This window comes from Paenibacillus sp. SEL1 (assembly GCF_054602535.1).
Genome location: NZ_CM137723.1, coordinates 5672996 through 5695367, shown reverse-complemented (window position 1 = coordinate 5695367; position 22372 = coordinate 5672996). Strand labels below are relative to the sequence as shown.

The following is a 22372-nucleotide window of genomic DNA, read 5'->3' as shown; positions in this document are numbered from 1 at the left end:
ATACAGCTAGGAGGACATGTTTATGGATTCAAAAGATATTTTTCGTGCGGTGCAAGCAGGGGAAATAAATTATGAAGATGCTGAAAAACAATTGCTTCAATTTATTGGCGAGCTCCCAGATGAATCATTGGAAGCCAGTCCACAGGAATTACCAGAAGGACTGGCTTTCACGTTGCAGCCATTGGACAGCTTTCACACGCCGGAGGATGGGCAGGAGATAAGCGCCCCCCAAATAAAGGTACAGCCTGTGGTTGAATTGCAGGAATTTGAGCACGGGATTGTTTTGTTGAAAATGAAGGACACGGCGCACAAAAATACATTTTCCGATGAACTGATTAATGGCCTGAATCAGGCGTTTGAGACGGTGCAGGCTAACGAGAATTATAAAGTTGTGATTCTGACGGGATATGACACCTACTTTGCCACAGGAGGCACCCAAGAGGGATTGCTGGCTATCCATGAGGGAAAGGCGAAATATAGCGATACCAATGTTTACAAGATTGCTTTGGATTGCAAGCTGCCCGTCATCGCTGCTATGCAGGGACATGGGATTGGTGCTGGCTGGTGCATGGGGATGTTTTGCGATTTTATCGTGATGAGTCGGGAAAGCATCTATACTACTAACTTTATGAAGTACGGCTTTACTCCCGGAGCGGGTTCGACCCTGATTTTCCCTGAGAAATTTGGGGTTAGTATGGCACAGGAAATTTTATTTACAGGTACTAGATATAGCGGTTCGGAACTGGAAACCAAAGGGGTTCCTTTTCCAGTTGTACCGAGGAATGAAGTGGTGCCGTACGCCATCCAGCTGGCAAGAAAACTGTCCGAGTCTCCCAGGGAGTCATTAATTGAGCTGAAAAACCATATGGCTCAATCGATAAGAGAAAAGCTGGCGGCTACTATTGAAAAAGAAATAAAAATGCAGGATAAAACGTTTGTAAATCAGCAAGAGGTTAAAGAACGGATTCAATTTGCCTATGGACAGCTGCCGAATAGCAATGATTCCCATAAAACGGTCAAGCATGCTGATTCTAAAAAAGCTATGCCAGATATGCCGCGCGGTCAGGAACATAAGGAGTCTATCGCGATTATTGGTATGGCAGGGCAATTCCCCGAATCCAGGACTTTGGCTGAATTTTGGGACAATCTGGCTCAGGGAAGGGATTGTATATCGGAAATCCCTTCAACGCGATGGTCAATCGATGAATATTACGATACCGATCCCAAGGCTCAGGGAAAAACCTATAGCAAATGGATGGGTGTTTTAGAGGATGTAGATAAATTTGACCCATTGTTCTTTAATATATCCCCTGCTGAAGCAGAGATGATGGACCCTCAACAGCGCCTGTTTCTTGAAAGTAGCTGGAAATGCATTGAAGATGCCGGATTAAATCCAGCCTCACTGTCGGAGAGCCGATGCGGTGTTTTTGTAGGTTGTGCAGCCAGTGATTATGGGAGGTCCATGAGTGGGCAGGGGTTAAATGCGCAGGTTCTCATGGGAGGGTCTCCTTCAATTCTATCCGCTCGGATTTCGTATCTGCTAAATTTGAAAGGTCCTTCTTTGGCTATTGATACCGCGTGCTCTTCCTCTCTGGTGGCCATTGCTGAAGCTTGCAACAGTCTCCTTTTAGAAACAAGTGACCTTGCTTTGGCAGGCGGAGTCATGATTATGGCTGGTCCGGGAATGCATGTTATGACTAGCAAGGCAGGAATGCTGTCCAAGGATGGACGGTGCTTTACCTTTGATGCCCGTGCAAACGGGTTTGTCCCCGGAGAAGGAGTTGGGGTCATTTTATTAAAACGGCTCTCTGATGCAGTCAGAGACAAGGACTCCATATATGGAGTTATTCGGGGATGGGGAATGAACCAGGATGGAAAAACCAACGGAATAACTGCCCCAAGTGTAAATTCACAAATCTCGCTGGAAAAAGACGTATATCGACGGTTTAACATTCATCCCGAAACCATCTCCATGGTCGAGGCTCACGGGACAGGAACAAAGCTGGGTGATCCTATCGAGGTGGAGGGACTTACGGAATCATTCCGATCCTATACAAGCAAGAAGGGCTATTGCGCATTGGGGTCACTGAAAAGCAATATGGGTCATATGATGACTGCGGCCGGGGTGGCCAGTGTGATGAAAGTGCTGCTGGCCATGAAGCACCGCCAATTGCCGCCTACCATCCATTTCGAATCCTTAAATGAGCATATTTCTCTGGAGAATAGCCCGTTCTACATTAACACCGGTCTACAAAGCTGGGAGCCCGAACCGGGAGTACCGCGGCGTGCGGGCGTAAGTTCCTTCGGATTTAGCGGCACTAACGCTCATATGGTTATTGAAGAATATGTTCCTGTAGTCTCTGCGGTGAATCTACCCCCAGTGGGTAAAGACAACCCGGGACTATTTGTGCTGTCCGCTAAAAGTGAACAATCCTTGAAAACCTATGCAGCAGATATGATGAATTTTGTTAAGTTGCACGAAAGCGTTAATCTGACGGACCTGACCTATACCTTGCAAGTGGGAAGAGAGGCTATGGACTGGCGTCTCGCGTTTTTGACGGATTCAAGAGAAAATCTGATAGATGAACTTGAACTTTTTATTAACGGAAGTTCGTCGGAAAAAGTGCTGATCGGCCGTGTGAACTATGCAGGGGGCGGAATCGAACTCTTGGATTCGGACGAAGACACCGGAACCCTGATTCGGGCCTGGACTGAGAAAAAAAGACTTGATAAGGTAGCCAAATTGTGGGCCAATGGTGCAAGCATTGAATGGGATGCACTTTATGGAGATATCAAGCCCAGACGAATCAGTCTGCCGACCTATCCTTTTGAAAGGACACGCTATTGGTTATCCGAAACAGGCACTGGAAAAGGCAGTGTAAATCCAGCTATGCCTGCCCAAATTCATCCTTTGTTGCATCAGAATATTTCCGACCTCTCCGGACAACGTTATAGCTCTACTTTTACAGGCCGGGAATTTTTCCTGTCAGACCACAGAATCAAGGGTCAACAAACATTACCCGGGGTGGCTTACCTCGAAATGGTGCGAGCAGCTGTAGAAGAGGCAGTGGGGGCCGTAGTAGAAGGTGAGACTCATATTCGGCTGAAAAATATCGTATGGGCTCGGCCTGTGGTTGTAGCAGACGAACTGGTGAGGGTACTCATCAGTCTATATCCCCAAGACAATGGAGAGATTGCGTTTGAAATATGTAGCGGCATGGAAGGAGCCGACGCCGAAGGGATTATACACAGTCAGGGAATGGCTGTGTTGGTGAGGGCTGGCGAGCTACAGTATCTGGACCTGAATGTCTTACGGGCAGACTGTACCCGCACACCACTTTCTTCAAGCCAATGCTATGAAGCTTTCAGAGCCATGGGGATAGACTATGGACCCGCACACCGTGGCATTGAGGCAATCTTTCGAGGAAAGGATTACGTGCTGGCCAAGCTGTCCCTACCATCCGCTGTACTCCATACTCAAAGTGAATTTGTACTGCATCCAGCTTTGATGGATTCAACTTTGCAGGCCACAATCGGCTTGGTAATGGGTTCGGAAGAAAATTTGCTTGTAGGCAAGCCTGCGTTACCCTTTGCTTTGGAGGAACTGAAGATATCCGAAAAATGCACTCCAGTGATGTGGGCCCGGATCTCTCACGATGGGAGTGAAGAGACGTCGAATGGATTAAGCAAGGTGGATATTGAGCTGTGCGATGAGACCGGAAAGATTTGCGTGCAGCTCAAAGGACTTTTATCCAGAGCGTTGGAAGGAGATGTGGGGCAAGCCAGCATCACTGAGGATATAGGTACACTGATGCTTGAGCCTGTCTGGCAGGAGATGCCTGTCACCACAGGGGTGAACGCTAACGACGATATCCGGCATGTTGTGATCCTGTGTGAAGTGGATGGTATCACCGGGGAGGATATTGAAGCCCGCATGGATGGTACTCGCTGCCTTGTTTTACAGTCCTCCAGCATGGATATGGACAGTCGGTTTGAAGATTATACCATTCAGATATTTGAAGAATTGCAAAGTATCCTGCTAGACATACCCAAACAGAAAGTTTTGATACAGCTTGCAACCCACGCTCGGAAGGACCAACAGGTTTATTCCGGGCTCTTTGCAATGCTGAAAACCGCTCAAAAAGAAAATCCGAATGTCATGGGCCAGTTGCTTGAGCTTGATGTGGAGGATGATGTCGAAAGAATCATTGAGAAACTACAAGGGAACCGGAGTGGCCTGTATAACGAACGGATACGGTACCAAGGGGACAAACGACAGGCTTTAATATGGCAAGAAATTGAAGCCTTACGTGAAGATGCAGATCTGCCGTGGAGAGATGGTGGGATTTATCTCATTACTGGTGGCTTAGGCGGCCTCGGGCTTATTTTTGCCAGAGACATTGTGCGCAATGTGAAAAACTCCACCGTCGTATTGGTGGGTCGGTCATCACTTTCTGCGGACCAAAAGGCTCTGTTAAACGAACTGAGAGCGCTGAGTGGTCATATAGAGTACCAACAGGCGGATGTGGGCCACAACGAATCGGTTAGCGGGCTAATTCATGGCATCGTCGAGCAATTTGGCGGCCTTAACGGTATTTTGCACACAGCCGGAGTGATTCGGGACAACTTCATCATCAAGAAGACTAAAGAAGAGGTTAGAGAAGTGCTGACTCCGAAGGTCTCAGGGGTGATGAATCTGGACCAGGCCAGCAGAGACCTGCCCCTGGATTTCTTTATCTTATTTTCTTCGGGCGCAGGAAGCCTTGGCAATGTAGGACAGGTTGACTACTCCGCTGCTAATGGCTTTATGGATGCCTATGCCTCCTATCGAAATGCTTTGGTGACAGCAAAGCAGCGCCAGGGGCAAACGCTGTCGATAAACTGGCCTCTGTGGAAGGATGGAGGCATGCATGTCGACCTGGAAACGGAAAGGGCAATGCAGGGCCTAGGCATGCTTGCCATGCAAACGGAGAGTGGAATCAAAGCTTTGTATCAAAGTCTGTCTTCCGGCAGAAGTCAGGTTATGGTGATCGAAGGATATCCCCAAAGGATTAAAGCGGCAATTTTAGGCCAGCTCTCGGAAACTGATGTCTCAGGCCGATCTGTAATGGAAAGCGAGGGAGCACCGCTTATCGGAGAAGAATGGCTAAGGGAAAAAGCGGAGGGGTATTTGAAAACGGTACTTTCAACCGTGATCAAGCTGCCCGCTGAAAGTATAGATGTAAATGCACCAATGGACAGGTATGGGATTGACTCCATGCTGGTTATGCAGCTTACCAATGAATTGGAAAAGACTTTCGGCTCACTACCGAAAACATTATTTTTTGAATACCAAAATCTCCGGTCATTGACGGGTTATTTCCTTGAAACGTATCGCGGTCGGCTGATTGATGCTGTAGAAGCGACAGAGAAGAATACGGCTTCTGATGCAGGCCCGAAAGCACCTATAAAAGCAACCATAGAGCCTTTGACCTCGATATCGGCTAATCGTAGACGCCCATGGCTTCTCCCGACAGGTATACAGCCACATCAGGAGAAGAAGGCATTAGACATTGCAGTTATCGGCGTGTCAGGAAGATATCCGGGAGCACTAGGTATCCGAGAGTTCTGGGAAAACCTAAGGGATGGAAAGGATTGCATTACAGAGATTCCCAAGGGGCGCTGGGATCACAGTCTGTACTTTAATGAAAACAGAGGCAAGCCTGGGAAAACCTACAGCAAGTGGGGAGGGTTCATCGATGGGGTGGACTGGTTTGACCCGTTGTTTTTCAATATTTCGCCAAGGGAAGCGGAAACGATGGACCCGCAGGAGCGCTTATTCCTGGAATGCGTTTATGAAACGATAGAGGATGCAGGTTATACGAGAGAAAGCCTTTGTGCAGAGCGGGAGCTTGGCGGCATAGAAGGCAATGTCGGGGTTTACGTTGGAGTGATGTACCATGAGTATCAACTCTATGGAGCCCAGGAACAAGCCAAGGGGAGGATGATTGGACTTTTCGGGAATGCCTCGGCGGTTGCCAACCGGGTATCGTATTTTTGTAATTTTCAAGGGCCAAGTATCGCTGTAGATACCATGTGCTCCTCGTCACTGACATCCATTCATATGGCCTGTCATGGACTGCAGCATGGAGAATGCGAACTGGCAGTAGCAGGAGGGGTCAACGTCTCCATCCATCCTAACAAATACCTATTGTTGGGACAGGGAAGTTTTGCATCAAGCAATGGGAGATGTGAAAGCTTCGGACAGGGAGACGGATATGTACCGGGAGAAGGAGTCGGGGCTTTGCTGCTCAAGCCATTAGCCAAAGCCATAGCAGACGGAGACCGGATATATGGAGTTATCAAAGGAACTGCAGTGAACCACGGGGGGAAAACCAACGGCTATACCGTACCTAATCCCAACGCACAAGCCAGTGTGATTGGTCAGGCAATTAAGGAGGCAGGAATCAACCCCAGAACCATCAGCTATATAGAAGCCCATGGTACAGGAACTCCACTGGGAGATCCGATTGAAATTGCAGGCTTACAAAAGGCCTTCCGGAAATATACCGGCGATAAGCAGTTCTGTTCAATCGGGTCTGCGAAGTCTAATATCGGGCATTGTGAGAGCGCTGCTGGTATCGCCGCGGTGACAAAGGTGCTTTTGCAGTTGAAATATAAACAAATCGTGCCTTCGCTACATGCGAGTACCTTAAATCCCAATATCGACTTCAGCGATAGTCCCTTTAAAGTTCAGCAGGGATTAGAAGAGTGGAAAAGACCTGTAGTTGCCATCAACGGTGAAACCAGAGAATACCCAAGGGCAGCAGGAGTGTCGGCTTTTGGTGCTGGGGGCTCTAACGCTCATGTGGTCATCGAAGAATATATTCCAGAAGAAGCTAGTCAGCAGCAAGCTGCTCCTACATCCCTGAATCCTGTCATGGTCGTGTTGTCGGCCAAAAATAAGGAAAGGCTGGACGAGCAGGTGCAAAGATTGCTGTCTGCAATCAGAGAACTGAATGACCCCTATACAAGTCTCTCAGATATCGCCTATACGCTGCAAATCGGGCGGGAAGCGATGGACGAACGTCTGGCGATCATTGCAAAATCCATCCAAGAGCTTGATTGGAAATTGGAAGGCTTCCTGCAAAAAAGGGAAGGCGTAGAAGAGCTGTATAGAGGACAGGTAAAGCGTAATAGAGGAGGGCTTGTCACTCAGGAAGTCGATGAAGATATGGCTAAAATGATTGATGCAAGGGTGGACAAAGGGAAGTATGGAAAGCTCGCTGAACTTTGGGTTACGGGACTGATTTTGGATTGGAACAAGCTTTATGAGGATGTGAAGCCTCGCAGGATGAGTCTGCCAACCTATCCTTTTGCTAGAGAAAGCTATTGGATACCCGTACATGAGGGAAAGAGCGCCGCAATAACAGAAGCCGCTTCGTCCCAATCTTCCTTTTTGACACCTTTACTGCATCAGAACACTTCAGACTTTCTGGAGCAGCGGTTCAGTTCAACGTTTACAGGCGAGGAATTTTTCCTCAAGGATCATGTTGTAAAAGGCCAAAAGGTTCTGCCTGGCGTAGCCTATCTTGAGATGGTACGGGCGGCTGTAGAACGTTCCACAGGCGATATGGACAACAGCACAACAGGAATCCGTTTGAAAAATGTAAACTGGATTCGGCCCATTGTGGTGGACAACCAGCCAGTTCCTGTACACACCAGGCTATCCCTGGAAGACACCGGAAAAATAAGCTTTGAAGTGTATAGCGGGCAAGTAGGAAGCGAAAGAGGGCATACCGTGCATAGCCAAGGTGATGCGGTGCAGGTTTGCGTAGAGCAAAAACCGAGACTAAACCTTAAGGCGTTACAGACAGATTTTGGTCAACACAGGTTTAACGGATCGCAATGTTACGAAATCTTCGAGGAAATGGAAATGGATTATGGCCCGGCATACAGATGTGTGGAGAAGGTATATACACATCCGGGCAGGGTGCTAGCCGAGCTGGCATTGCCTTCCTTCATTTCTAATATGGCGGACAGCTTGGTCCTTCACCCCAGCTTGCTGGATTCGGCCTTGCATGCATCCATCGGGCTAATCATGGGCCAAGAGAACGGAGGGCTACCGGGTAGCGCTGTACCAGCTACGCCTCATATGCCGTTTGCCCTCCAAGAGATTGAGATTTATGGGGCATGCACCCCGACCATGTGGTCGTTGATTCAATACAGCGAGGGCAGCAAGAAAGAAGACAAGGTACAGAAGCTTAATATTGACTTGTGTGATGAGGAAGGAACTATTTGCGTCAGAATAACAGGATTATCCACCCGGGCGCTGGACAGAGAAATCGGCATTGAAAATGCACAAGGCGCAGCGGCAGGAGAAAGTGCCGCCGATCCGCTTGTGGGATCTGTAATGCTCATCCCGAAATGGGACCCAGCTGCTATAAAAAAAGATGTCGTTTTTTCCCCGTCATCGACAGACCGATTGGTCCTTGCAGGTGGTACTGTCAAAGACAGACAGGCCATCCGGGAGTATTATCCTAGGGCGCATTTCTTGGAGCTTCAAGCGCACGATTCCATTGAAACAGTTGCCTCAAAGGTAGAAGAATATGGAGTCGTTGACCATATTCTGTGGATTGCACCCTGTGCTCCCGTCGAATCGGTGCTTGCCGAATCCTTGATCAAGGAACAGGAGCAGGGAGTCCTACTCTTCTTTAGAATGGTCAAAGCGATGCTTTTATTGGGATACGGGACGAAAAAGCTAGGCTGGACAACGATAACCAATCAAGCTCAGCCGATGGATCAGAACGATACAGTCAATCCGACTCACGCAAGTCTTCATGGGCTGGTAGGCACCATGGCCAAAGAATATCCGAACTGGAAAATCCGTATCCTTGACCTGCAATCCGATGATGACTGGCCACTATCCGATATATTTACGCTGCCTTCGGACCGGCAAGGACGGATGTGGGTTTTCAGAAATGGGCAGTGGTATCGGCAGCAATTGATTCCATTCAAACAGACTTCAGGTTTAAAAGGACAGACGCTATACAAAGCCAGAGGCGTCTATGTGGTCATCGGGGGCGCCGGCACTATCGGAGAGGCTTGGAGCAAGTATATGGCCTGTACCTACCAGGCCCAGATGGTGTGGCTAGGCAGAAGGCAAAAGGATGCCTCTATCCAGGCCAAACTGGACGGATTTGAAGGCCTGGGACCTGTTCCATGCTATATCACGGCGGATGTAGCAGACGAAAGGGAGCTGCAGCGGGCATATGAGGAAATAAAACAGCGGTACTCCAACATAAACGGAGTGGTCCACTCAGCCATTTCATTTTTGGAGAAGGGCTTGGAAGATTTGACGGAGGAAGAGCTCCGGTCAGGGCTTTCAGCAAAGGTTGATGTCAGTGTACGCATGGCTCAGGTCTTCCAAAATGAGCCGTTGGATTTCGTATTGTTCTTCTCTTCCATGATTACCTATGTAAAGAATCCGGGACAAAGTAGCTATGCTGCCGGAAGTACCTTTAAAGACGCGTTTGCGCATCGTCTTTCGCAGGAATGGCGTTGTCCGGTGAAGGTCATGAACTGGGGATATTGGGGGAGCGGCGAAAACAATGCCTCCGAAAATGGACGGCAGGAGGTAGAAAACTACTCCAGACTGGCGCAAATAGGTGTTGGGCTCATTGACCCGCAGGAGGGGATGGAGGCGCTTGAGACGCTTCTTGCCTCACCGATCGACCAAATGGGGCTTATGAAAACAACAAGACATCTGGAGATGGAAGGGACTAATCCGACAGAAGAGATTGATCTCTACCCGCCTAATTCGGATCCGAACCTCAGGGATATACAGGAAAATATTGCTACAGCAATACAATCAAGAAGCCATTTTATCGAAAATTATGCCGCAGACGATATGGGCGATCTCCAGGAAAGGGAGATGGAACATCTCCTACACAGGTTGTTGCGGGAGCAGCTCTTGTCCATGGGGTTATCAGGGACAGATCGTCAGTCTGTCGACGAGTTCAAAAATAAACTCGGACTTCCTGAGCTATATGGCAAATGGCTGAAAGAGAGCATGCAGATTTTGGCACAGATGGATAACGACCTATCAGGTAGAGATTCCAGCTTGACGGATCGAGATGATGTCTGGCAGGAATGGGAAGAGCGCAAGCGTACATGGCTGCAATATCCGCAGATGAGAGCAAGGGTCAATTTGGTTGAGACAACGCTACGAGCTTTACCGGAAGTGCTTACCGGAAAATCGCCTGCGACCGAAATCATCTTCCCCAATTCCTCAATGGAACTAGTGGAAGGAATTTATAAGAATAATCTGGTTGTGGACTACTTTAATGAGGTACTTGCCGATACTACTGCCGCTTATATCCAGGAGAGGATTATGGCCGACGCCGCTGCGGAAATCAGAATTCTGGAAATCGGCGCGGGCACCGGAGGGACCAGTGCTACGCTATTCCTGAAATTACGCCCATATCGCAAACACATTCAGGAATATTGCTATACCGATATTTCCAAAGCCTTTTTGATGCACGCGGAAAAAGAGTATGGGCCGCATAATCCGTATCTCAGCTATCAGATTTTTAATGTTGAAGAACCTATTGCCGGGCAAGGTATTGAGACGGGGAAATATGATATTGTCATTGCCGCTAATGTGCTTCATACCGCAAAAGATATCCGTCAGGCATTACGTAATGCAAAAGCGGTTTTGAAAAGCAACGGCTTGCTCCTGCTCAATGAAATCACAGGTAGTAGCGTGTTTACCCACCTTACCTTCGGATTGCTAGATGGCTGGTGGGCGTATGAGGATCCGGAATGGCGTATTCCTGGATGCCCAGGGCTCCACCCTCAAATATGGGAAACCGTATTGGACAAAGAAGGTTTCCATGCAGCGTTCTTCCCGGCGCAAGAGGCGCATGATTGGGGCCAGCAGATTGTTGCAGCCCAAAGCGATGGCTTGGTTCGGCAAAAGCGACAGCACAAACGAAGATCAATATTGATAGAGAAAAGAACCGTAGAAACGGTATCAGTGAAACAACGAACTCAACCCAAAATAGAGGTAGCACAAGCAGAGGTAGAACATGTGCTGCGTGAAAAAAGTACGGCGTACTTTAAACATTTGCTTGGTGAGACGCTAAAAATGGAACCGGGAAGTATCGACTCAACGGTTGACCTGGAAGAGTATGGAATTGACTCGATATTGGTAGTGCAAATCACAAATGTTTTGCGTGAAGTCATCGAGGATTTTGCCAGCACGCTGTTTTTTGAGTACAACACCATAGATGATCTAGTAGCATACCTTCTTCAAACGCAAAAGGACTCGTTGAAGAAGCTGGTAGGAATGAAGGAACAGGAGTTGACCGAAGAGACTTCCAGAGTTGAAGAGGGCCCTGCTTCGCAATTACTCGCTACTGTCCCAATGAGGTTTGACCGGGGAGGGCGTTTCCTTAAGCCTTCTGACAGCACAATGGAAAAGCCAACGACACGATCCTCCAATATCAGGGATGTTGCGATTGTTGGGATGTCAGGACGCTATCCGGGAGCTCGTAATATAGAGGAATATTGGAACAATCTAAGAGAAGGTAAAAATTGCATAACTGAAATTCCGAAAGACCGTTGGGATTGGAAGACCTACTTTGACCAAGAAAAAGGGAAAAGGGGCACAATCTATACGAAATCGGGTGGTTTTATCGAAGGCATTGATTTATTCGATCCGCTATTTTTCAAAATTTCTCCCGCAGAAGCCGAAACAATGGACCCGCAGGAAAGACTGTTCCTGGAAGCAGCATATGCAAGCATAGAGGATGCTGGGTATACCCCTGCCAATCTTTGTGAGAGTAGAAGAGTCGGTGTATTTGCAGGTGTTATGAACGGAAATTACGGTTTGGGACCTCAATATAATTCCATCTCGAACCGGGTTTCCTATCATTTGGATTTCCAAGGTCCGAGTATGTCCTTAGATACCGCTTGTTCTTCCTCATTGACGGCGATCCATTTGGCTTTGGAAAGTCTGTATAGTGGTACAAGTGAGTGTGCCATTGCCGGGGGAGTCAACTTAATTGTAGATCCTATCCACTATATCAAGCTGTCGGCTATGACGATGCTTTCTAAAACGGGTGAATGTAAGTCATTCGGAGACCAGGCAGATGGATTTGTCGACGGAGAGGGTGTCGGCGCGATTGTGTTGAAGCCGCTGGAGAAGGCCATTGCAGATGGCGACCATATTTATGGAGTTATCAAAGGGAGCATGCTTAATGCTTCAGGTAAAACCAGCGGTTATACAGTACCTAGCCCTCAAGCTCAATCCTGGTTGATTGAAGAAGCGCTCCAGCGTGCGGATGTCGATGCAAGGACAGTTAGTTATATTGAAGCCCACGGAACCGGTACAGCTCTGGGAGATCCTATTGAAATTGCAGGATTGACAAGGGCTTTCGAAAAATTCACAAAGGATAAGCAGTTCTGCGCCATAGGGGCGGTCAAATCGAATATAGGCCATTGTGAGAGTGCAGCAGGCATTGCAGGAGTGACTAAAATATTGTTGCAGCTTAAGCACAGCCAGCTAGTACCATCCTTACATTCCAGGAAGTTGAACCCTGAAATTAATTTCAACAATACTCCATTTATCGTTCAGCAAAGCCTGGAGGAATGGAAGAGACCGGTAATTACAAGCGATGGAATCACAAAAGAATATCCAAGACGGGCTGGAATATCGTCTTTTGGTGCAGGCGGGGCAAACGCCCATATCGTGATTGAAGAGTATATTCCCGAGTATCAGGAACAGTCTGGAACAGAATCTGACTCTCAGGGACCTGCTATGATCGTATTGTCAGCCAAGAGCGAGGAGCAGCTTAAGGAAAAGGGACGGCAGCTGCTGAATGCTCTTCAGGGTCAGCTATCCTCCGCAAGCCTATCGGATATTGCTTACACGCTTCAGGTGGGACGCGAGGCGATGGAGGAGCGTTTAGCCGTACTTGTGGAATCTACCGCAGAGCTTGAGGAAAAATTAAAGAGTTTTGTGGATGGACGTCATAACATGCTCAACCTATATAGGGGACAGGCTAAACGCAACAGAGAATCGTTGTCTATTTTTTCGGGGGACGAAGACTTGCAACAAATGATCGATCTTTGGATTTCCAAAAAGAAATATACCAAGCTTTTGGAGCTGTGGGCCAAAGGGATAAATTTGGATTGGAAAAAACTTTACACAGGGAAGATGCCTCACCGTATCAGCCTGCCTACCTACCCTTTTGCTAAAGAGCATTACTGGACTTCTGAAAGCAAGGATCAAGTAAAAGCCTATGCATTATTTTCGCAAGGTGAGAGCGATGTAGACTTTGATGATATATTGTGCGGCAGACTCTTGGATGAAATGATGAACGATACCCTGTCTGTTGATGAGGCTGCCAGTGAAATCCTCAATATATGTATACGTAAATGAGAAGTTTCTACGTGCTGGGAGGCAATAGAAGATGAAGGACTTTTTTCAATATATTCTAGGCGAGGTAAAAAGCGGACGGATACAGAAAGAGGACGCCATTGTAAAAATACGCCAATTTCAAGCTCAAATGGCTTCGCATGAGACCCCGCAAAGCGGAATAAGGACTTCGGGGTCCTTGGCGGATACGGGAGTCCTTATGCTTGAGCCTTTCTGGAAAGAGCAAGTTGCTCTCCAGAAAGTGGCACACCCTGAATTTAGCCAGCATCTGGTGGTGCTTTGCGAACTGGATCATTTCGCGGAGCGAAGCATTGAATCGCTCATGGAAGGAACCCGTTGCATCAAGCTGCATGCCAGCCAAAGCAGCATGGATGAACGCTTTCAGGCGTATGCCACCCAGCTGCTCACGGAAGTGCAAATGGTTCTCAAAGAGGAATCCAAGGGTAGCGTACTAATACAGATTGCAGTTTCCGCACACAGCGCGCAGCAACCTTTCGCAGGACTATTGGGATTACTGCAGACAGCTGAGAAAGAAAACCCGAAAATCGTAGGGCAGTTCGTAGAATTGGAATCTGTAGGTCTGGAAGAGGTGATTGAGAAATTAAAAGAGAACAGTCAATATCCAAAGGATAAAAGGATACGGTATGAGGATGGCAAACGTCTGGTTCTCGGCTGGAACGAGATGAAACCCACCGAGACAACGGGGAGAGTGCCCTGGAAGGATCGGGGGACTTATTTGATTACAGGCGGTGCAGGAGGTTTAGGACTTATTTTTGCGGAGGATATCGCCCAGCGAGTCAGGGAAGCCACGCTAGTTCTTGTAGGCCGGTCAAATCCGGACGAAGGCAAACAGGCCATATTGGAGAAGTTGAGGGCGCTGGGGGCCCGCGTTGAGTACAGACAGGTAGATGTAGCACGGAAGGAAGAGGTCTCCAAATTGATCCTTGAGATCAGGGAAGAGTATGGAGGCCTTGATGGTATTCTTCATAGTGCTGGAGTAATACAGGATCGTTTTATCATGAATAAATCACAGGAAGAGTTCGCGGGAGTAATGGCACCAAAGGTTGCCGGACTGGTGAACTTAGATCAGGCGACCAAGGAGCTACATCTTGATTTCTTTATTCTCTTCTCCTCAATAGCTGGGATTATGGGCAACCCCGGTCAAGCCGACTATTCTGCCGCAAATGCCTTTATGGATGCCTATGCCGCGTATCGAAACAGCCTTGTATCCTCAAAAGAGCGCAGAGGGCAGACGCTATCTGTCAATTGGCCTCTCTGGAAGGACGGAGGGATGCATGTGGACGATGACACGGAGAGGGCTTGGCAAAGTATTGGCATGGTAGCTATGCAAGCTTCAAACGGTATCCGGGCTTTATATAACGGTCTGGCCGCTGGTCTAAATCAGTTATTGGTCATAGAAGGTGAGCAATCCAGATTGCAAAAGTATTTCTTGGAGTCCCAACCGCAGGAGAAAGAATATGTTGAAGAGTCAGCTTCTTCAGAGGTGAATCTTGAACTGCTTCTGGAAAAAACCTTACATCAGCTAAAACTGTTGTTTGGAGAAGTTACCAAGCTGAGCATTGACAAGATTGATGTCAGCGAGCCTTTGGAGAGTTATGGCATAGACTCCATCATGATTACAAGGCTTAATCAAAAGCTGCAGGGCATTTTTGGAGAAATATCAATGACCTTGTTTTATGAATATCAGACGTTGGAGGCAGTGGCCGAATATTTTATTGCTGATTATCACAAGGAATGCGTACGGTGGACAGGAATCGGAAGCCCGATAAAGACGGAAGAGAAATCCGTCTCCATTTCCGCAACCTTGCATGCTGCCAGCGAGTTTTCTTTGTCACCCCTGCCAAAGGAAGCAAACAATCGTATCTGCAACACGGCTACTAACAGAGACCGTGTGAAACACGAGCAAATAGCGATTATTGGTATAAGCGGACGATATCCGCAGGCCAAAAATATGGATGAGTACTGGAGTAATCTGGAACAGGGCAAAGACTGTATAACAGAAATTCCTGCGGAACGCTGGAAGAGGGAAGGTTTCTACTGTTCCGACATCAAAGAAGCGGTTGAGAAGGGCAAAAGCTATAGTAAATATGGAGGATTTGTGGAGGATTTTGCAGATTTTGATCCTCTCTTCTTTAATATATCTCCCCGGGAAGCGATGAGTATGGATCCTCAGGAGCGAATATTTCTGGAAGAATGCTGGAAGGTTTTCGAGGATGCAGGATATAGCAGGGAACAGCTCGCCGAACAGTATAATGGCCGGATTGGCGTCTTTGCAGGAATTACCGGAACGGGGTTCAATTTATATGGACCAAAGCTGTGGGAACAAGGACAACCCGTCTTTCCGCGAACCTCCTTCAGTTCGGTAGCCAACAGAATATCCTATTTCTTGAACTTAAAGGGGCCCAGTATCCCGGTAGATACCATGTGCTCTTCCTCATTAACTGCAATCCACGAGGCCTGTGAGCATATCTTTAACGGTGAATGCGAAATGGCTGTTGCTGGAGGAGTCAACTTATATCTTCATCCTTCAAGCTATATCTTTCTCAGTACGATGAGAATGCTATCGCCTGAGGGACAGTGTAAAAGCTTTGGGGAAGGCGGGAATGGATTTGTCCCTGGCGAAGGTGCAGGGGTCGTGCTGCTCAAACCTTTATCACGAGCCATTGCAGACAAGGACCATATCTATGCGGTTATTCGGGGAACCCGTATCAACCATGGAGGAAAAACAAATGGGTATACCGTGCCTAACCCGGTAGCACAGGGTGAACTGATCAGAGAGGCTTTTGATAAAGCAGGCGTAAATGCCCGGGCAGTCAGTTATATTGAGGCCCACGGTACTGGAACGGAGCTCGGCGATCCTATTGAGATCACCGGGCTAACCCAGGCATTTAAGAAAGATACGCAGGACACGGGTTTTTGCGCTATTGGCTCGGTAAAATCAAACATAGGCCATTTAGAGGCGGCCGCAGGGATTGCAGGCATCGCTAAAATCATCTTGCAAATGAAAAACCGGAAAATTGCCCCTAGCCTGCATTCCCAAAAACTGAACCCTAATATAAACTTTTCCAAAACGCCATTTGTAGTCCAACAGGGGCTTTCTGAATGGGAGCGTCCGATAGTGGAGGAGGACGGCGAGCAACGGGAATACCCGAGGATCGCCGGGATATCTTCCTTTGGAGCCGGTGGGGCTAATGCCCATATCGTCCTTGAGGAATACCTCCCTGCGGAACAGGATGACTTTCAAAATGCCTTTACTCCTCCAAGACCAGTCGTCGTAGTTCTGTCGGCAAAAAGTGATGGAGCATTGAAGGAGCAGGTAAGCCAATTGGTTGCTGCAATGGATCGGAATGAGTTTTCCGATCACGATTTGGTGAATGTGGCTTATACCTTGCAGACAGGACGCGAAGCGATGGAAGAGCGCCTCGCTGTGGTCGTTGAGTCAGTGGAGGAACTTAGAAGCAAGTTGCGGGGCTTTATTGGAGGAAGACAGAGTATTGCACAGCTTTACCGGGGACAGGCCAAGCGAGACAAGGAGAGCTTGAACATGGCCTCAGAGGAGAAAACGCTCGATGAAACGGTTGATTTACAGATTCTGGCGGAAAAGTACGGCAGAATCTCAGACTTGTGGGTCAAGGGTGTCCATATGGACTGGAGCAGACTTTACGGTAATGTCCAGCCCCGCCGTATCCCTTTACCCACCTATCCTTTTGGCAGAGAACGCTATTGGATACATGTAGATGAAGAAAAGCCTGTCGTCAATGCGGTTGCACATCTACATCCATTACTGCATCAAAACACCTCCGTACTTTCTGAGCAAAGATTTAGTTCAACCTTTAGCGGCCAGGAGTTTTATCTGAAAAACTCCGTAATTGACGGAAAGCTTGTCCTGTCAGAAGCGGCATGCCTTGAAATGGTGCGGGCAGCGGTTGAGCAGTCGTTAACAGTACAGGAGAAGGGGCAGGCAAACATCATTATTAAAGATATTGTATGGACACATGCTCCCGCTATAGGAGATCAGCCGTTAGAAATACATATAGGGCTCTTTCCGGGAGATCAAGGAGCGATTGGCTTTAAAATCTACAGCAGATTAACAGAAGCCGGAGACCCTGTCTTACACAGCCAGGGTAATGCCGCACTGGAGATGTTGAATGAAGCGGAAACGTGGGATATACAAGCTTTGCAGATGGAATGCTTTCAGCATGTTTCGCCTGGGATAGACGACGAAGCAGTGTGGGACATGGGAGCCGACGACAGTCTGGGACATCAGACCAATGAACAAGTGCATATAGGACAGGGGTTAGTGCTGGCCAAGCAATCGTTGCCTTCCGGTATTAGGAATACTGAGAGCTTATTTGTTTTGCATCCCTTTATAATAAACGCTGCTTTGCAAATGCCGCCGGCATACTTGTTTTCGAATGATGAAAATATCATGCGGCCTTCAGGCATTGATCCTCTACAGAAAATACGGCCGACTGCCATTGAGGGAATCGAAATATTTCGGGAATGTCCCTGTGAAATGTGGGCGTTGATCCGATATAGCAGAGGAAGCGGGGCTGGTCATAATACGCAGAAGTATGACATTGAATTGTGTGATGAGGCAGGCCAGGTCTGCGTGCGCATAAAAGGATGCTCCTACAAGGTAGTGGGCGCATGTGAGAAAACACCTGGTGCAATGATGCTCCAACCCTTCTGGAAAGAACAGGCGGTTGTTGCGGAGGACACGATGGTTCCCATTTACGAACGACATGTGGTAATGCTTTGCGAAACAGATACCATTGCTGCAGGAGATATCGAGTTCTCCTTGGCAGGAGTGGAATGTATCACTCTGCAATCCGGTATGGAAGAGATCGATCGCGGCTTCGAAATGTATGCTGTCCAGGTTTTTGAAAAAATAAAAAGTATCCTGAATGATAAACCCAAAGGCAAGGTGCTGGTGCAGATTGTAACGATGCCTCAACATGAAAAGCTGCTCTTCGCTGGGCTGTGCGGCATACTCAAAACTGCGCAAAAGGAAAATCCAAAGATCCATGGTCAGTTAATTGAAGTTGAGGGTACAGAAAAAATGGAAGGGCTCATCGAAATACTAAAGACGAGCAGCCGACACCCTGCGGATAGCCGCATCCGGTTTGCAGAAGGCAAACGTTGGGTTCCTGTCTGGAGTAAAGCAGAAATGCCGTCAGAGACACCGGATATTCCATGGAAAGACCGCGGGGTTTATTTGATTACTGGAGGAGCAAAGGGTGTAGGTCTTATTTTTGCTAAAGAGATTGCGCGTCAGGCCAAGGAAGTGACTTTGATTCTTACTGGACGTTCCCTACTGGACCAGGACAAGCAGACCTCATTGGAGGAATTGAAGGCATTGGGCGTCCGGGTGGAATACAGACAGGTGGATGTCACGCGGAAGGAAGCTGTGGTTGGCTTAATTGAAGATATCAAACAGACATACGGCGGAATCAACGGCATCCTGCACAGTGCTGGAATAATCCAGGATAACTACATTATTAAAAAGACTAGCCTGGAATTCAGGGCAGTGCTGGCGCCCAAGGTTGCGGGACTGGTAAATCTGGACCAAGCCAGTAAGGACATTGCTCTTGACTTCTTTATCCTTTTTTCGTCAGGTTCGGGAGTGGGTGGTAATGCAGGTCAGTCTGACTATGCTGCCGCGAATGCTTTTATGGACGCATATGCCTGGTACCGCAATACCTTGGTATCCTCCATGGAGCGTACAGGCAAAACGCTGTCCATCAATTGGCCGTTATGGAAAGATGGCGGAATGCGCCCTGACCAAGAGACGGAGAAGGCCATGCAGAAGGTGGGTATGTATGCGATGAGGACAGAGACAGGAATGAGCGCCCTGTACCAAAGTATAGCCTGTATTTCGGATCAGGTCATGGTGATCGAAGGAGACGTAGATCTAATCAGCAACATGATGATCATGGAGGGACAGCTTGAAGAAAGCGGTAAAGCATCTCAGGATCAGGCGCTCGGGTCAGAAGCTAACATCGTTCCCTCCACAGCAAACAAAACAGAGTCCGGCCAAGAAGAAGACCTGTTGCGTGAAAAGACGGTCCATTACTTGAAGACTCTGCTTTCAACGTCCATCGGCCTGCCCGTATATCGAATCGAAGAGGATACACCTTTTGAAAATTATGGGGTTGATTCTATAAAGTCTATGGAGTTGACCGACCAGCTGGAGAAAACATTCGATCAGGTATCTAGGACTCTATTTTTTGAATATCCGGATATCCGGAGTTTAACGGAATATTTTGTGGAAGCCTATCGAGACCAATTGATTGCTTTGTTTGGTATAGATCAGGTAGCGGTGGCAGGCGCGAAAGCTGACACAACTTTTGCAGCAAACGAGGAAGTGTCCGGCAGAGCAGAGGACCTGCTGCGTGAAAAGACGGTCCATTACTTGAAGACCCTGCTTTCATCGTCCATCGCACTGCCAATATATCGAATCGAAGAGGATACCCCTTTTGAAAATTATGGGGTTGATTCTATAAAGTCTATGGAGTTGACCGACCAGCTGGAAAAAACATTCGATCAGGTGTCGAGGACTCTATTTTTTGAATATCCAGATATTCGGAGTTTGACGGAATATTTTATGGAAGCCTATCGAGACCAATTGATCGCTTTGTTTGGTATAGATCAGGCAGCAGCTGCGGGTGCAAAAGCCGACACAACTTCTATAACAAATAAGGCAGTGTCCAGCCAGGAAGAAGAGCTACTGCGTGAAAAAATGACAAGTTACCTAAAGCGCCTGCTCTCTTCGTCCACTGGACTGCCGGAACAGCGCATTGAAGAGGACAAAAATCTGGAAAACTATGGTGTAGACTCCATAAAGTCAATGGAATTAACCGATGAGTTGGAAAAAAACTTCGGACCGCTATCGAGGACCTTACTTTTTGAATATCCGAATATCCAGAGTTTAATAGAATATTTCCTGGAATCGCATCGAGGCGAATTGATTGAATGGTTTGGTATGGAGCAGGTAAAAGCCCCTTCTCCGATATTCCGTCACCCCCAATTTTCAGCAACCGAGGTAGAGCCTCCAGAGGAGAAGAAACAAGAAACAGGAGCGATGGACATTGCTGTTATCGGGATGTCCGGGAAATATCCAGGTGCGGAAAATCTTCAGGAGTTCTGGAGCAATCTCCAAGAAAGCAAGGACTGCATTACCGAAGTTCCAAAAGATCGTTGGGAGCATGATCTTTATTTTGACAAGGAGAGAAACAAGCCGGGAAAAACCTACTGCAAGTGGGGCGGTTTCATGGAACGAATGAGCCTGTCAGAGCCAGCATTCTTTCATCTCACCCCCTATGAGATCAGTTTAATGGACCCGATGGAGCAACTCTTCCTGGGAATAATATGGAATTTGCTTGAAAGTGCAGGATATACGCGAGAGGCATTACAGAAGAAACACCAGAACAAGGTTGGCGTCTATGTGGGCGCTACATATCACAAATACTGCTCCTGTGATACCGAACCGGACTCTGCTCAACGGGTAACATCATTTGGGTCTGTTGCAGTCGCCAACCCCATGTCGCATTATTTCAATTTCCAGGGACCGAGCATATCCATTGATACGATGAGCTCTTCCTCAGCTGTAGCTGTCCATATGGCATGTGAAAGCCTGATCAGGGGAGAGTGTCAAATAGCGGTAGCTGGCGGGGGGAATCTATTGACCAGTCCCAAAAAATATATTGAATCCAGTCAAAATCAGTTGATTGGAAGTCATGAAGATAGCAGAAGCTTTGCAGATGGGGATGGGTACCTTCCAGCGGAAGGAGTTGGAGCGGTACTCTTAAAACCGCTTCATAAGGCTGTACAGGATGGAGATTGCATTTTAGCGGTTATTAAATCCACGGCAACCAATCATGGGGGACATAGCAATGGATATACAATCCCTAACCCCAATGCGCAGGCGCAACTAGTCGAAGAAAACTTTTTGAAAGCTGGTATAGACCCCCGGACGATCAGTTATGTAGAGGCAGCCGCAAATGGGTCTACATTGGGAGACCCTATTGAACTTGCTGCTTTGAATAAAGCATTCCAGAAATTCACGACCGAGCAGCAATTTTGTGCCATTGGCTCAGTCAAATCCAATATTGGGCATGCAGAAGCGGCTTCGGGGATATCACAGCTAACCAAGGTCATATTGCAATTATGGCATCGAAAACTGGTTCCTACCATTAAGGCCGAGAAGCTTAACCCTAATATTAATTTCAGTAATACTCCATTTTATTTGCAGCGGGAAGTTCAGGAATGGGAGCGGCCTGTAATTGAGATGCAGGGAGAAAAACGGGAATTCCCGTTGCGGGCAACCGTAAGCTCCTTTGGTGCGGGAGGCTCTAATGTGCATTTCATTCTGGAAGAATATATCCCTTCAGAAAAAGACAACATTCATTTACGAGTCGCAGATCAGCCCGAAGTGGTGATTCTCTCGGACATAAACCGGGAGAGACTGATGGCGCTTGCCAATCAATTACTGGGATATCTGGAGCAGCAGAGCGATGATGCCTTACAAGATATTGCCTTTACACTTCAGACAGGTCGCGAAGCGATGACATGCCGGGCGGCAATCGTAGCGAGTACGCGGCAGGATCTACTCACGGGTCTTAGGGAACTTCTCGAAATAGCTGATAGCGGCAACGGACCCGAAGGGGCATCTATTCCTTTATTTATAGGAGAAAGCGTAGAAGACTCAAACACGAGTGCGCTTCTCTCAGGGAAAATAGGAGAGACCGTTTCTCAATTGCTGCTAGAGGAGAAAAACATGGAAAATATAGCGATGTATTGGACCCAGGGGGGCAGGATTTCATGGGAGGCACTCCATGAGGATAAAGATGTCCGCAGGATTCCCCTACCGATAACCCAGTTTTAAACATAAGCAGGGAACCGATCACTATCAGATGGAAATTACAA

2 protein-coding genes are annotated in these 22372 nt (G+C 47.8%); both read left to right on the top strand.

Going from position 1 to position 22372, the window contains the following annotated elements; all coding sequences use genetic code 11:
- Positions 1-22: 22 nt before the first annotated feature.
- Positions 23-13426: an SDR family NAD(P)-dependent oxidoreductase gene (locus ACYCSE_RS26000; RefSeq protein ID WP_459700647.1), complete on the top strand. Its 13404-nt coding sequence runs from the start codon at positions 23-25 to the stop codon at positions 13424-13426.
- 31 nt (positions 13427-13457) lie between these two features.
- A complete protein-coding gene (locus ACYCSE_RS25995; RefSeq protein ID WP_459700645.1) occupies positions 13458-22331 on the top strand; it encodes an SDR family NAD(P)-dependent oxidoreductase in 8874 nt (2957 codons plus the stop codon).
- The last annotated feature ends 41 nt before the right edge of the window (positions 22332-22372 follow it).